Source organism: Cupriavidus basilensis (assembly GCF_000832305.1).
GTDB lineage: Bacteria > Pseudomonadota > Gammaproteobacteria > Burkholderiales > Burkholderiaceae > Cupriavidus > Cupriavidus basilensis_F.
Genome location: NZ_CP010537.1, coordinates 3,398,145 through 3,411,999 on the forward strand (window position 1 = coordinate 3,398,145; position 13,855 = coordinate 3,411,999).

The following is a 13,855-nucleotide window of genomic DNA, read 5'->3' on the forward strand; positions in this document are numbered from 1 at the left end:
AATTCCCGCTCAGCAGCAACCAGATTTCGGGTTGCAGCCAGGGCTGCCCACTCTAATGTGCGGTTTCTCCGCAGTTGTAAGGGTGATGCCCAACTTCTGCGCGAGTTGCTGGCGGGATGGGTACACCCCGGTGGCGACGATGTGGCCATCAACGCAAAGGATGGGGAGGCGGTCCATGCCCGCCTCCATTTCCTTGACCACGGCCGGATTGGCGGCGAAGGCCTGTGGCTCCTGGCCCAGATTGTGGCGCTCCACGGCAATGCCATGTTGCGCCACCCACTTCAGGTCAGCGGCAAACTGGGCAAGTATCGGGTCGACCTCAACACCGCAAACACCTGTCGAACAGCACATGGCAGGGTCAAATACTTCAAGTTTCGTCATGATGTTTTCTTTCGTCGGAACTGAACGGCAACCTTCGGCCCGTTGAACCGGCGGACACGGTACGTCACCGTAGGAACAGAAGACACAACAATCGCCAGGCTTTGGTTTCATGACGGTCTTGCAACCGAGACACTCATAGAACCACTGACAGGCTTCGGTCGGCATCGTTTCCCTGCTGCCATGGCCGCAACGGGGACAAGTCAGCGTAGACTCAAGAATCACATCCATCATTTGTAGCTCTCGCTATTGGGATGGCTGGCGGGGCGACTGCGGCTGCATCCACATGTGTTGGTGTTGCATCATGTTGTCCATCATCATTTGTTGCATGCCCATGTACTGGTCCATCATGTACTGCCGCTGCTTCATTTGCTCAGGGGTCAGTTTCGAATAGGCGCCCCCCATCTGCCCCCAACCCATCATAGGACCGCCCATCATGTGGCCGCCGGGACCACCAGGACCACCAGGGCCACCCATCATGTGGCCTCCCGTCATTGGCCCGCCCATCATCCCTCGGCCCCACATGCCATGCATCATGCCCATCGTGCTCTGCATGGTTGCCCAGTGCTCCTCAAGTAACTTCTGGCGCTCCTTCGGGTCCTGCGTCTGGCGGATTTTTTCCATCTGCTCCTGCATCTTCTTCATGTTTTCCTGAACCTGCGCCGTCTGCTTGTCGAACTCGGCGACATTAGGTTGCTCTTGTTTCGCCGGAGTCGCCTTCGCGTCTGGTTTAGCTTGCTGGGCAAGCGCCGGCATCACTGAGAGGACGGCTGCGGATAACACCGCCACTATGATTTCTCTCTTCATCTTGTCTCTCCTCTATGGCAAGTAACGACCTTTCCGGCAAGGCCCAGTCGAGGACGGCGCCGGTCGAACTCAGGGAAGACGCCTGATTTGAAATCCGCGCGACAAGTCATGACGCGCGATAGCATGGCCCCTTTTCTATGGCAAGGATAGTGCGCCCCACTTGGGCGGCATTGACGCAAGACAAGAGTTCGGATGGTTGCGCGCTCTCGGCCATCGGTAATGCGGATTTACTGCCGACTGGCAAGCAATGCATCGCGAGATCTGTCCTGACCGCGCAGGGAGCGCCAGGCTTTTGTCCTTTCGCAGAATGCAATGCCACAGGATATGATTGAAATCATACGCATCACCCCATTCATTGACATGATTTCATCAAAGAGACAAGGCTTTCCTGCCGCCCTGCGACCAAGCTCCGTCCGCACTACATATGAGGCTGGCGCCGCCATTTTCCGACTGGGCAGTCCGGCCCATTCAGTCTTCTTCGTTGAGTCTGGGGCTGTTCGTCTGATGCGACTCGGTCGCTCCGGCGAGGAGGTGATTCTTCATGATGCACGTGCCGGTGAATTTTTCGCCGAAGCCTCTCTCGACAGCCCTAAGTACCACTGCAACGCAGTGGCAAGTGAGCGCACCGAACTTCTGCAGGTACCCGCTTCGGCGCTGCGCGAGTTGCTCGACGCCGACCGGGAATTTTCCCGTCAGTGGGTCGCACTGCTCGCACGACAACTGCGCGCAGTCCGGACTCGTGTCGAACGCCTCTCTCTGAAGAGCGCGGCGGAGAGGGTCCGTCACCTCCTTGTTTCAGAGGGGCACGGCCCCCATTGCGAGGTAACTCTGGACGGCACGTTGAAGGACCTCGCGCGCAATCTGGGCCTCACACATGAGGCACTCTACAGAACCCTCGCAGCGATGGAGAAAGAGGGGGTCATTGAGCGGCGGAACTCGGTCCTGCGCCTCTTGCGTTGAGGCTCAACGCATATGACTGAAATCATATGCCCGTGAGCAATATGAGTTCACGATGATAGGGGCTCTGTATGTGGCTTTATCCCGCACATTGGTTGCCTGTACCTTTAACGCCTAAGACGAGACATATCCCATGACGAAGAACCTCCTGCCCACAATACTCGCTGGCCTCATTTGCCTGCCGTTCACGTCGCAGGCCGCTGATACCCAACGCCAAGCCGAAGTCGCCAGACTCGGCGCGGATGTGATGCCGTTTAGCTTAAACGCGACGACTCACATTTTCACCAAGACCAGCGACGGTGGAACTCAGCGTGTAGTGGCGAAGGACGCGTCCGACATGCAGCAAACCAAACTGGTGCGGCAGCACTTGCATGACATTCAGACCCAGTTCCTGAAGGGAGACTTCTCTGGGCCATCGCACGTCCATGGCAAGGGGATGCCTGGCCTTGCCGAACTGCAGAGCGCAACACCTGGCCAAATCTCCATCACCTACGAGGAGGTGGACGGTGGGGCGGAGGTCACGTATCGGACGGCTGACGCCAAGTTGGTCTCTGCGCTCCACGCTTGGTTCGATGCCCAAGTCTCCGACCATGGGAAAGATGCAGTGGCGGGCCAAGAAAGCAATCACGCACATCATGGTCATATGCCAATGTGACCGCGAGGAGTGTCTTTTCCGCCATTTCGCAATCGCGCGTGCAACAGGCATTGACCTGGATACCGAGCCGGCGAAGTGCATCGATAAGACTACGCGAATCGGGGCGCGGCGCATCGTACAGATAAGCGAGACCGACCAATTGCAATGGTGCCGCACCGTCGGCCTTTGCAACTGCCAGTACACGCTCCCCCTTCCGGGCTTCCGCGTTTGCCCGTTCTTCCAGTTCGTTGATGTCCTGAGGACTGCGGTCCGCCGCCTGCGCAACAGTTCGCAAGGCGCCCTGTACGCAGCGTACTGTTCGGCCCCCGAATGCCTTCACCGCCTCGGTACGTCGGGTAGTCGCAGAGAACGGCTGGAAAGACAGTGTCCTGGTGGCAACGCTCGCTTGCTTCGCTACTGCGGCGCGAAGAAACGCTAGGTCAATCGGGTCCTCATTCGCCTCGTTCGACGCAAGAGCTGCGACCTCGATAACGTCGTCCTCACCAAAGCCAGGCTCGGCCTGCACCAGCTTGAGGGAAAGGTCCATGGAGCCCAACGCGCTGCTTACCGTGAACATGACAGGCAAAGCGACTGGCACCGCGCTCATCAGCAATACCAGCGCGATAGGAAGCGTGTCGAGCAGTGGCAGTCCTTTGAGGTACGAGAGACCACTAGCGTCAGCACCACGAGCGCACCCACAATAATAAGCAGCCAGCGAACCACGCGTGCGACGACCTCCTCGACGTGCAACTTCGGGGGCGCGCTGGCGACGAGCTCCGTAGTCCGGCCGAAATAGGTATGGGTCCCGGTTTCAACCACCACCCCATTCCCCTCGCCCCGGCGTATCGTTGCGCCGGCATACAGGGTATCGCCCGCGTTCATTTCCACTTCGCGCGACTCACCGGTGAGTACAGTGGCTCGCCGCATACTGAAAAGGTAGGCCATGAACGTAAAGAAGGAAGAAGAACCCGCACGCTGGAGAGTCAACTGTCCAGTTTGTTGATGCACGACAGAAATCCGTCGACGACCCCGGCGGACGGGGTCAGGCTGGCAATGCAAAGAAGACGCAATAAGGACGCCAAACCGACGAAATGACTTACAGGCATGACAATCGAAGATCCGGTGGCGCGAACACGTGGCCCATCGATATCGTTTTGAATGCAGGCAGCGGCCATTTTCTAGGTAGGCGCAACGGATGTCGTCCTGTGCGAACGAGCTACGCCCGGGAGCATGTACCGCCCGCCCCGACGTTCACAAAACTGCAACAATTTCGGGTTAGCGTGCCTACCCGGCACACAGGTACATACTCCGTTGGGGGTGACGATTTTTGACACAATCCGTATCGGTGTGCCCCACCCACCAATCTCACTGACATCCGAGGACAAGCGGCTCGCGCTCAGCAGCTTAGCCATCGCGCTTAGCGGCCATAGGACCGCTCCGCCGCCCCGGCTAACGGATGTTAAGACGCCATTCAGCGCGGGCCGAGAACCCCGGCCATGGCAGACTCACGCATCCCTTGGCGTATATCTAGCTGTCCATTGGCATCGCGCCACAGGATTGCGGGGGCAGCCCGCAGACCCAATGAGGCCATCAGCATCTCCTTGGCATCGAGCTTTGCCTTCACCGCCAGCGGGAACCGCAGATACAACGAATCAATATCGCCATTGCTAGTCCAGCAGCGCCGGCTGCGCCATCCACTCGCGGCCTTTGAGCATCCCGTCCCAGTAAAGCGGCGGCAGGATGCGCTCTTTGAGAAACCATGCGGCGCGAGACGGTTTGGTGCCATCAATGAGCCAGGCTGGGAAGCTAGGCGCAACCTTGCCACCATACAGAAACTCGGCCAGCACCACCTTGCCTCGCTCCACCGTCAGCGGGCAAGAGCCATACCCGTCGTACTGCGCTTGGCCTACGGCGTAACTCAGGCTGGCGAGTATGTTGTGCGCGACCACAGGTGCCTGCTTGCGAGCGGCCGCTGCCGTCTTTGCGTTCGTGGTATTGCTCACATCGCCGAGGGCGTAGATGTTTGCGTAGGTCTTATGGCGCAGGGTGGCTGGGTCAACATCCACCCAACCGGCAGCATCCGCCAGTGGGCTGGCTCGCACAAAGTCCGGTGCGGTCTGCGGTGGCACCACATGAAGCATGTCGAAATCGGTATCGACCATCTCCTTGCTGCCATCTGGCATGGCCCGCATGAACGTGGCACGCCGACGCGGGCCGTCAATCCTCTTGAGCGTATGGCCAAAGCGCAGGTCGATGCCGTAAGCCTTCACATACTCCATCAGCGCCGGGACATAGTCCGGCACGCCGAAGAGCACGGCCCCGGCATTGAAGAACTGGATCTGCGTGTCTTTCAGCGTGCCGTTGCGGCGCCACGTATCGCATGAGAGATACATGGCCTTCTGTGGCGCACCGGCGCACTTGATGGGCATCGGAGGTTGCGTGAAGAGCGCCTTGCCACCGCGCAAAGCGCGAACCAGTTCCCACGTGTATGGCGCGAGGTCAAATCGATAATTCGACGTCACGCCATTTCGCCCCAGCGTTTCAACCAGGCCGTCGATACCGTGCCAGTCAATCTTGAGGCCCGGGCATACCACGAGGCGCTGATAGCGGACCACCCGGCAGCCCTCAAGGACAACCGCATTCCTCTCTGGCTCGAATGCCACCACGGCGGCCTTGAGCCAGCGGACACCGGCTGGCACGCGGGAGGCCATCGTGCGGGCAGTGGACGCAGCCGGGAAGACGCCTGCGCCGACCAGGGTCCAGCCTGGCTGGTAATAGTGCACGTCGGCCGGGTCGATGATGGCGATGTCTAGCTCGGGCTCACGTGCGCGCAGGCTGGACGCGACCGCGATGCCGGCAGCACCGCCGCCGACGATGACTACCGCGTGCTCCGCGTCGACGACTTCCACCGGCGTCTTGCCAGCGTTGGCAATGCGCTGTACCACCGCTTTCAGGTCGAAGCCCGCTTGGGCCGCGCGCTCCTGTATTCCCGCGACGGGCAGCTTGTCAGCTTGCGACAAGGCCCAGAGCGTTGCCGAGCGGGTTCCGGTGCGGCAATACGCCAGGATAGGCTTGGGAAGTTCCGCGCACAGTGCCGCGAATGCCGCCGCCTGTTCGGCCGAGGCTTGTCCAGGCACCACGGGTTGATGAACCGCTTGCAGGCCTGCTTGTTTCGCCGCTTGCGCGATTTCTTGAAAATTTGGCTGGTCGGACGCTTCGCCGTCCGGACGGTGGCACACGATGGCGCGATAGCCGAGCGCCTTCAGTGAAGCTACATCAGTGGCACTGATTTGCGGCGATATCGAGAGGTCCGGCGTAAGGGCGCGCGGATTCATGGTGTACTCCTCTCAAATAGCGTTAAGCGGAATCTTCAGGTACCGAATGCCGTTCGCATCGGCGGGTGGCAACTCCCCGGCGCGGATATTGACTTGAACCGCAGGCAGAATCAGTGTCGGCATCGCCAGCGTTGCATCGCGCGCCTGACGCATGGCAAAAAACTGTTCCTCGCTCACGCCATCGTGCACGTGGATGTTGCATTCACGCTGGGCGTGTACGGTCGTTTCCCACATGGGTCCACGGCCTTCAGGCGGATAGTCGTGACACATGAAGAGGCGGGTATCGCCTGGCAGGTCCAGCAGCTTGCGGATGGAGCGGTACAACTCATGTGCATTGCCACCGGGAAAGTCGCAGCGGGCCGTGCCGACGTCGGGCATGAACAGCGTGTCGCCGACGAAGACTGCATCCCCAATCTGGTATGCCATGTCAGCAGGTGTATGGCCGGGCACATGCAGCGCCTTGCCCGTCATGCCGCCAATGGCGAATTCCTCGTTTTCCTCGAACAGGTGGTCGAACTGTGAACCGTCGAGCCGAAACTCCGGCTCCAGGTTGAACAGCTTCTTGAACACGCCCTGCACGCTGCGAATGTGCTGGCCGATGGCAATCCTGCCACCCAGCTGACGCCGGAGATAAGGTGCGGCGGACAAATGGTCGGCGTGCGCATGCGTTTCCAGAATCCACTCGACCTGCAGTTCATGCTCACGCACGAAGGCGATGACCTTGTCGGCACTCACCGTCGAGGTCCGACCCGCTTTGGGGTCATAGTCCAGAACGGAGTCGATGATGGCGCACTCTGGACGCCGCTCCTGATAGACCACGTAGGTCACGGTCCAGGTCGCGGGGTCGAAGAACGGTTGAATGGTCGGTTGCATGCGGGCCTCCTTGGCTGCAACACATTCTATTCACAAATAGTTTATTTTTCAATATACTATCAGCATCGAAATTGAAGGCGAACCATGAGCGAGTCCCATCCCGCCATTGACCTGGGCACCATGCAGGCTGCTGCAGCGCAAGCCTGCGCGCTGCTCAAGGTGCTGGCAAATCAAGACCGGCTGCTGCTGATGTGCCAGTTATCCCAGGGCGAGTTGTCCGTCGGCGAACTGGAAGAGCGGCTCGCCATCCGGCAGCCAACGCTTTCCCAGCAGCTCGCCGTGCTCCGTGAAAACGGCCTGGTGACAACGCGCCGAGAGGGCAAGAGCATCTTCTATTCCATCGCGAGCCAGGAGGCGCTTGCCGTGATGGCTGTGCTGTATGAGCAGTTTTGCGCCAACACCAAGTAGGGGGCCCGATATGTTGATTGACCTGGGTAACTTCACACCTGGCCTGTCGCTGGCCGGAGGGCTCATCATTGGCGCAGCTGCTGCCGTGCTCGTCCTGTTCAACGGCCGGATTGCGGGCATCAGCGGCATCCTCGGGGGGCTGCTCGGCTTGCCGCGCAACGACATGGCATGGCGCGTGGCCTTCCTCGTCGGGCTGGTCGGCGCCCCTGTCCTGGCCAGCCTGCTCGGCAAGCCGGCGACGCCCGATATTCAAGCGAGCTGGGGGGAAATTCTGGTCGCCGGCTTCCTGGTCGGCCTCGGTACCCGCTACGCCAGCGGCTGCACGAGCGGCCATGGGGTATGCGGCATCGCACGCGGGTCCATCCGCTCGCTGGTCGCGACCATGACCTTCATGGCGGCGGGCTTCCTGACCGTCCTCGTACAACGACACATGATTGGAGGCTGACATGACCACCGTCGCTGCATTGCTGGCCGGCCTGCTTTTCGGCATCGGCCTGATGGTTTCCGGCATGGCCAACCCGGCAAAAGTACTGGGCTTCCTCGACCTGACGGGACGCTGGGACCCGTCCCTGGCCTTTGTCATGGTCGGGGCAATAGGCATCGGCTCGCTCGCCTTCTTCATCGCCAAACGTCGCAAACGCTCGTTACTGGGACTACCCGTCCAACTCCCGGCCAGCACCGAAATAACACCGAGGCTTGTGCTGGGCAGCACCGCGTTCGGCATTGGCTGGGGTCTGGCAGGCTTCTGCCCGGGCCCCGCACTGGTTGCAATGGGTGCGGGCTATCCGAAGGCCGTGGGCTTTGTTGCCGCCATGGTGGCAGGCATGGTCGTCTTTGAGGTGCTTGAGCGGATGAAATCCGGCATGCAGCGGGCTTAAGCTCGCCGCACGCGGCAGCTTGTGGGACTTGTCGATGCCAACACCAAGTAAGCGATGAACAGATGGAGAGCATAATCGCCAGCAGCGCGGCGCTGGGCGCCGTGGTCGGACTCATCCTGGCACTGACCGGCGCCGGTGGCGCCATCCTCGCCGTCCCCCTACTGCTGTTTATCCTGCACCTCAGCGTCGCGCAGGCCGCGCCCGTCGCACTCCTTGCTGTCGGCCTGTCTGCAGCTGTCGGCGCCGTTATCGGGCTGCGCGCAGGCATCGTCCGCTACCGGGCCGCCGCACTGATGGCTGTGGCCGGCACGTTGTTCTCCCCCGTCGGCTTATGGCTTGCTCACCGCTTGCCGAACGGTCCGCTGACCTTGCTATTCGCGGCTGTACTGGCCTTTGTGGCATTGCGGATGTTCAAGCAGACGACCGCGCCGAAGCCGCATCCAACCGAATCTGGCCACCCTTTGCCTCCGTGCCAACTGAATGCGGGTACCGGACGCTTTGTCTGGACGGCGTCCTGCACCCGCGCGCTGGCACTCTCTGGCGTCGGCGCCGGCTTTCTCTCCGGGCTGCTGGGTGTTGGCGGCGGCTTTGTCATCGTTCCGGCGCTCAGGAAGGCTACCAATGCCCCGGTGCAATCTATCGTGGCGACATCGCTGGCAGTGATTACGCTGGTATCCGCTTCCGGCGTCATCTCGACCGCCCTTGCAGGTCGCATGAACTGGCAGGTGGGCGTGCCGTTCGCCGCAGGCGCCATCACGGGCATGCTGGGCGGACGGCTTGTCGCCAGCCGTTTAAGTGGACACAGGCTGCAGCAGGGCTTTGCGCTCGTCGCAGGCCTCATCGCCTTGGGCATGGTGGCGAAGGTCGCACTGGCTGCCTGAATAACACGGACTACCAAGTACAACTACCCAAAAGTGCAAGCAAAAATCAATCGGCACACCCATCACCGAGGAGACATAATTGAAAATCATCAAACTGCGTACTCTGGCCCAGGCTCTGGCCATGCTGTCGGCAGTTAGCGCGCCGGCACTTTCTCAACCGACGACGGTGCCCATGCCCGTCCCTGACGAGGCCTCGATTCCCAAGGGACCGATGGGCGATGCCATCAAGCGCGGCAAGGCGTTGCTGACGGACACCCACAAGCAACTTCCCGGCAACGTCGGCAATGGCTTGAACTGTACGAGCTGTCACCTCAATGCCGGGACAACAGCCTATGCCTCGCCCTGGGTAGGCCTCACCGCCGTCTTTCCGGAATACCGGTCCCGAAGCGCCAAAGTCAACTCCCTTCAGGAACGCATTAACGACTGCTTCCAGCGCTCGATGAACGGCAAGCCGCTGCCATTCGACTCGGCTGAGATGAATGCCATCCTGTCTTATATGAAGTGGCTGTCCACCGGGGTCCCGACTGGCACGAACGTGACTGGCCGAGGATTCGAAAAAATAGAGACCTCGCTGGTGCCAGACCGCGTGCACGGCAAGGCGGTGTACGCAGCGCAATGTGCCTCATGCCATGGGGCGGAAGGCCAAGGGACCAAGAACCCGCAAGGCGGGTACATCTTCCCGCCAGTCTGGGGCAAGGATTCGTTCAATGTCGGTGCTGGCATGGCACGCATGTACACGGCAGCCGCCTTCGTCAAACACAATATGCCGCTCGGCCAGGGCGGAACGCTATCGGCACAGGATGCCGTGGATGTCGCGGCCTACTTCACCCAGCAGCCGCGACCAGACTATGCGGCCAGGGTAAAGGACTGGCCCAAGGGCGACCGACCGAAGGATGCTCGCTAAACGCGCGAAGACGTGTCTCAGGGCCACAGATTCACAAGAGATTGCGCTACATCATTGTGCTGCATCCCGCAGCCCGTAAAGTTAGCGAGTTAGTGTTTGTCTTACAAGCCCGTGATGCCGGAAAGTTACCGCAATCCAGCATCCTCATTCGCATGATTTTTTCCTGGTAAGGAGCCTGCCATGCAAGCAAATGTTGGAACCGTTGACCGAACGCTACGGATTATCGTTGGGCTAGTCCTGATTGGCTTGGCTGCGACAGGACGAGTTGGTGCGTGGGGCTGGATTGGCATCCTTCCGCTCGTAACGGGCCTGATGCGCGTCTGCCCTGCCTACAGCATTCTCGGTGTGAAAACGTGTTCGTCTGAACCCAAGACCAAGTGAGCAACGCTAATTCAGCCTTGGTCTATTGAGGTGGACCAGGGCGCGTTGGTACATCCCCAGGCGGAGACAATTGACCGTTGGCAGGCTCACGTTCGTCAGCGTTGCAGAGGCCTTGGTGCTGTTCGGCTTGCCGGCGCGCGCATCTAATCGAAGGAGATGGCATGAGTGGTATCCCTGAGTTCAAAGACCTGACCAAGGAAGTCGCAACCCAGATGCGCGCCTTGCGGCAAACGCAACCGGATTTGATGGCTGCATTCGGTCAACTAGCCGTCGCTGGCACCAAAGAGGGAGCGCTGAGCAAGAAGACGCGGGAACTGGTGGCATTAGGTATCGCCATCGCATGCCGCTGCGATGATTGCATTGGCTTTCACGTACAGACGCTTGTTAAACTGGGAACAACGCGGGCCGAATTGGAGGAAGTGCTGGGCACCGCCGTGTATATGGGAGGCGGGCCTTCGATGATGTACGCCACGCATGCATTGAGAGCATTTGAGGATTTTTCGGTCTAAGCGAAGCGTTCGATGTGAATAATCAGGATGCCCCCCTCGACTGCAACGGCAGCGGAGTACAGCTTTGTGGCTGATACCAATGGCAACGCCGTCGTGACCACGTTTCTCCTAGCACGATTACGTACGACAACGCGGTTCTAGTCGTCTACCACTTCGGGGGGGAGGGCGATTGGCACCAACGCGCATCATCAGCTGATAGCACGGCCGTAGCCAATGCATGAAGCCCGCCGGGGGTTCTGCCCGGTAGACCGATTCCTCAACCGGTTGACTGATCTGGCTAGCCAAAACGAGATCAGTCCTTCCGCGGAGCGCGCGGGGCATCCTCCGTCATCTCACTCGCCTCTCAAGCCGTAGTCTCATACGGCAAGCCTTCCTCAATGGGGAGCGAGGGGTCTCGCGACCATTCGTTCCAAGAGCCGAAGTAAAGTCTCACATTCCTAACACCCGCCTCCTCCAGCGCAACAAATGTGTTGGAAGCCCGCGCCCCCTTGAAGCAGAAGAGAACAACTGGTGTGTCTCGACTAATTCCCACGGTTGCACACTCCGCCAAGATTTCTTCACGGGACTTGAACATCTGACCCTGTGCCGTTGGCTTCATCATCCGATACCACTCGAGCCATACCGAGCCGGGGATTCGGCCTTTTCGCGGGCAAAAATCCTTACCATACGGCGACGAGCTTTCCCCAATCCACTCGTCGACATCCCGGACATCGAGCTTCACGACCGTCTTGTCCGCTACAGCGGATTTCATCGCCGCCAGGTCAACGAGAATGCTGCTGGCCTTGGGGTCAACCGGAAACGTCGCGGGACCAGGCGTTGACGCCTCAGTCGTGCTGGGGAGGCCCGCTGCACGCCAAGCAGCGTATCCGCCATGAAGTACCTTAATCTTATCCCGAGGGTATCCAAGATAGCGCAACAACACGTACCCTCGGCATGATTGTCCGAACCCGGTTGTCATGGACTGCTCATAAATGACTGCCATTTCTTTCCCGGACAACCCCGCATTGCCAAAGTCCTTGGAAAACGTTTCCCGTAAAGCCGCCAGACCTTCCGATGTGGATGTTGCTAGGTAAGTGAATATCTCATGAATATTTACAGCGCCAGGCAGATGAGCTTCGGCATAGCTGGCTGCATCGCGTGTATCAATAAGAACCGCCGCCTCGGTCTTCAGCACTTCCGACAGCTCAAGCGGAGAAACGAGGACCTTGTCCGTCATGATTCACTCCAGTAAAGTACTGCCTCGGGGAGGCAACGGACGATGGATTCCCATCTGTATGGGCAGAGCCAGAAACCCAGCACCCATGATGTCATGGGCTATACCGGCCCCTCTAGCCGAGCGCGCCTCTTGCCACTGGATTTCAGAGTACGCCGTTGCCATGACATTGACTTGATGCCGGTCAGCCAACGCTGCGATATCTCCGCCACGCGCCCAGTTAGCTGGTCCGCGCCTCCCCGGTTCCACAGCGTAGTATGCGAACCAAATGCTCTCGCATCCACCTGACGTTGAATCGCGGGTAACAACATGTCGGAAAATCGCCAAACGCGCCGCAGACGGCACTCAACGCGGCAGTTCACAGAATCCGTGGAGCAACGCACATCGGCGTACGAACGCGACCCCGTTAAGTCACAGCTACGCTTACCCACCTCTACTGCCTTTACGGCTGCCTAGAATCAACAGCATAGTTGCCACGGAGAATGCTGCACCGGCATAGAACGTGAACTCCGCACCTAGTCTGTCCCAGAGCCAACCGGCGAGTGCACTTGCAACCAGCAGGGCCAGACCACTGGCAAGATTGAAAACACCGAATGCAGTTCCGCGCAGTTCCACTGGCGCCGCATCAGCCACCATCGTTGCGAGCAGGCCTTGTGTCATGCCCATATGCAGGCCCCAAATCGCGACCCCGAAGAGCGTAACTGCCCAATGCGAGCCGGTCGCCAATACGATATCCGCGAGAATCAAAACTAGTAATCCCCAGACCAGAAGCTTCTTATGACTTAGTTCATCCGACAGCTTTCCGAATGGGTAGGCTGAGAGCGAATAGACAAGATTCATGGCCACAAGAACCAGTGGTGCCAAGAATAGTGGCAGGCCCAACTGCTGTGCCCGTAGCACGAGGAAGGCTTCGCTGAATCGAGCCAATGTAAAGAAGGCACCGATGATAACCACGAACCAATAGGCTGCGTTCAGGCGCGCAAGGTTTGTGCGCTTGATAGGGCTCACCCTCCTTGCGCCTTGGCGCTCCTCTGGCTCGCGTACGCCGAACACCAGCAGTGCAACCGACAGGGCGCCGGGGATGACCGCTACCCAAAAGATAGCCCTGAAGTTGTTCGCCCACAGCAACATCAGCCCGATGGCAATGAGAGGTCCCAGGAACGCTCCTACGGTATCGAGCGCCTGCCGTAGGCCAAAAGCGGCGCCGCGCAAGTGAGTTGGAACGATGTCAGCCACGAGCGCATCGCGCGGTGCGCCGCGAATGCCCTTGCCGACGCGGTCCACCAGTCGCGCGCCGAGCACTGTACCGATACCTGGAGCAATCGCGAACAGAGGTTTGGACAGCGCGCCAAGCGCGTATCCGACGACCGCCAGTCCCTTGCGCTTTCCCAGGTAGTCGCTCAGCGCGCCCGAGAACACTTTCACAACGAGCGCCGTTGCCTCCGCCGCACCTTCAATAAGACCAACAGCCAGAGCGCTGGCGCCGAGGGTGGTCACCATAAAGACTGGCAGCAAGCTGTGAATCATTTCAGACGATACATCCATCAGCAGGCTAACGAAGCCCAGCATCCAGATTCCCGTTGGAATCTGACTCAACGTGCGGGCAGGAGCGGTCATTGCCAATCCCTCTGTTCCAGGCAGAGCCAAGCCGTCATTGAGCTCGGCATTGTTGTCGACCTGCCTTTTGATTTCGTGCT

At 59.7% G+C, this 13,855-nt stretch carries 16 protein-coding genes and 1 pseudogene; 9 read left to right on the top strand and 8 right to left on the bottom strand.

Translation table 11 applies throughout. From position 1 onward, the window contains the following. Positions 1–9: 9 nt before the first annotated feature. The 3 genes and pseudogenes from arsD to RR42_RS35415 all read right to left on the bottom strand — a co-directional run bounded on the left by arsD (position 10) and on the right by RR42_RS35415 (position 1,185). Complete coding sequence (arsD, locus tag RR42_RS35410; protein WP_043356913.1) at positions 10–381, bottom strand: arsenite efflux transporter metallochaperone ArsD; 372 nt, start codon at positions 379–381, stop codon at positions 10–12. A gap of 27 nt (positions 382–408) precedes the next feature. Beyond that, positions 409–612: pseudogene (locus RR42_RS41380) on the bottom strand (GDCCVxC domain-containing (seleno)protein); the annotation flags it as partial. A gap of 12 nt (positions 613–624) precedes the next feature. Continuing rightward, positions 625–1,185, bottom strand: coding sequence for a hypothetical protein (locus tag RR42_RS35415; protein WP_043356914.1), 561 nt, complete (start codon positions 1,183–1,185; stop codon positions 625–627). A 312-nt stretch (positions 1,186–1,497) separates the two neighbouring features. Between RR42_RS35415 and RR42_RS35420 the strand changes: the two genes are divergently transcribed. Together RR42_RS35420 and RR42_RS35425 are read left to right on the top strand one after the other, a co-directional pair. Continuing rightward, positions 1,498–2,145, top strand: coding sequence for a Crp/Fnr family transcriptional regulator (locus RR42_RS35420; RefSeq protein ID WP_082055221.1), 648 nt, complete (start codon positions 1,498–1,500; stop codon positions 2,143–2,145). A 130-nt stretch (positions 2,146–2,275) separates the two neighbouring features. After that, positions 2,276–2,797: a hypothetical protein gene (locus tag RR42_RS35425; RefSeq protein ID WP_043356915.1), complete on the top strand. Its 522-nt coding sequence runs from the start codon at positions 2,276–2,278 to the stop codon at positions 2,795–2,797. Positions 2,798–3,382: 585 nt separating this feature from the next. On the opposite strand, the gene RR42_RS35430 is transcribed toward RR42_RS35425, so the two are convergent. The 3 genes from RR42_RS35430 to RR42_RS35440 form a co-directional block, all read right to left on the bottom strand. Further along, a complete protein-coding gene (locus RR42_RS35430) occupies positions 3,383–3,784 on the bottom strand; it encodes a hypothetical protein (protein WP_144410048.1) in 402 nt (133 codons plus the stop codon). Between the two features lie 659 nt (positions 3,785–4,443). Continuing rightward, positions 4,444–6,111, bottom strand: a complete 1,668-nt coding sequence (locus tag RR42_RS35435; RefSeq protein WP_043356919.1) for a bifunctional protein tyrosine phosphatase family protein/NAD(P)/FAD-dependent oxidoreductase — start codon at positions 6,109–6,111, stop codon at positions 4,444–4,446. Positions 6,112–6,123: 12 nt separating this feature from the next. Then, positions 6,124–6,984: an MBL fold metallo-hydrolase gene (locus tag RR42_RS35440; RefSeq protein WP_043356921.1), complete on the bottom strand. Its 861-nt coding sequence runs from the start codon at positions 6,982–6,984 to the stop codon at positions 6,124–6,126. Positions 6,985–7,068: 84 nt separating this feature from the next. Between RR42_RS35440 and RR42_RS35445 the strand changes: the two genes are divergently transcribed. The 7 genes from RR42_RS35445 (at position 7,069) to RR42_RS35470 (ending at position 10,945) form a co-directional block, all read left to right on the top strand. Beyond that, positions 7,069–7,392 (top strand): ArsR/SmtB family transcription factor, encoded by a 324-nt coding sequence (locus tag RR42_RS35445; protein WP_043356922.1) that lies wholly within the window; start codon positions 7,069–7,071, stop codon positions 7,390–7,392. Positions 7,393–7,402: 10 nt separating this feature from the next. Then, positions 7,403–7,837, top strand: a complete 435-nt coding sequence (locus RR42_RS35450; protein ID WP_043356925.1) for a YeeE/YedE family protein — start codon at positions 7,403–7,405, stop codon at positions 7,835–7,837. Position 7,838: 1 nt separating this feature from the next. Continuing rightward, on the top strand, positions 7,839–8,270 hold the full coding sequence (locus RR42_RS35455; RefSeq protein WP_043356927.1) for a YeeE/YedE family protein: 432 nt from the start codon (positions 7,839–7,841) through the stop codon (positions 8,268–8,270). A gap of 62 nt (positions 8,271–8,332) precedes the next feature. Continuing rightward, positions 8,333–9,151, top strand: a complete 819-nt coding sequence (locus RR42_RS35460) for a sulfite exporter TauE/SafE family protein (RefSeq protein ID WP_043356929.1) — start codon at positions 8,333–8,335, stop codon at positions 9,149–9,151. Positions 9,152–9,230: 79 nt separating this feature from the next. After that, positions 9,231–10,055, top strand: coding sequence for a c-type cytochrome (locus RR42_RS35465; protein ID WP_236702124.1), 825 nt, complete (start codon positions 9,231–9,233; stop codon positions 10,053–10,055). A gap of 180 nt (positions 10,056–10,235) precedes the next feature. After that, positions 10,236–10,436, top strand: coding sequence for a YgaP family membrane protein (locus RR42_RS39225; protein ID WP_082055222.1), 201 nt, complete (start codon positions 10,236–10,238; stop codon positions 10,434–10,436). Between the two features lie 161 nt (positions 10,437–10,597). Next, positions 10,598–10,945 (top strand): carboxymuconolactone decarboxylase family protein, encoded by a 348-nt coding sequence (locus RR42_RS35470; protein WP_043356932.1) that lies wholly within the window; start codon positions 10,598–10,600, stop codon positions 10,943–10,945. A 343-nt stretch (positions 10,946–11,288) separates the two neighbouring features. Here RR42_RS35470 and RR42_RS35475 read toward each other — a convergent pair whose 3' ends face one another. Together RR42_RS35475 and RR42_RS35480 are read right to left on the bottom strand one after the other, a co-directional pair. Beyond that, on the bottom strand, positions 11,289–12,161 hold the full coding sequence (locus RR42_RS35475; RefSeq protein WP_043356935.1) for a sulfurtransferase: 873 nt from the start codon (positions 12,159–12,161) through the stop codon (positions 11,289–11,291). 420 nt (positions 12,162–12,581) lie between these two features. Further along, positions 12,582–13,775 carry an MFS transporter gene (locus RR42_RS35480; RefSeq protein WP_236702125.1) on the bottom strand — a complete coding sequence of 398 codons (1,194 nt, stop codon included), beginning with the start codon at positions 13,773–13,775 and terminating at the stop codon, positions 12,582–12,584. Between the last annotated feature and the right edge of the window lie 80 nt (positions 13,776–13,855).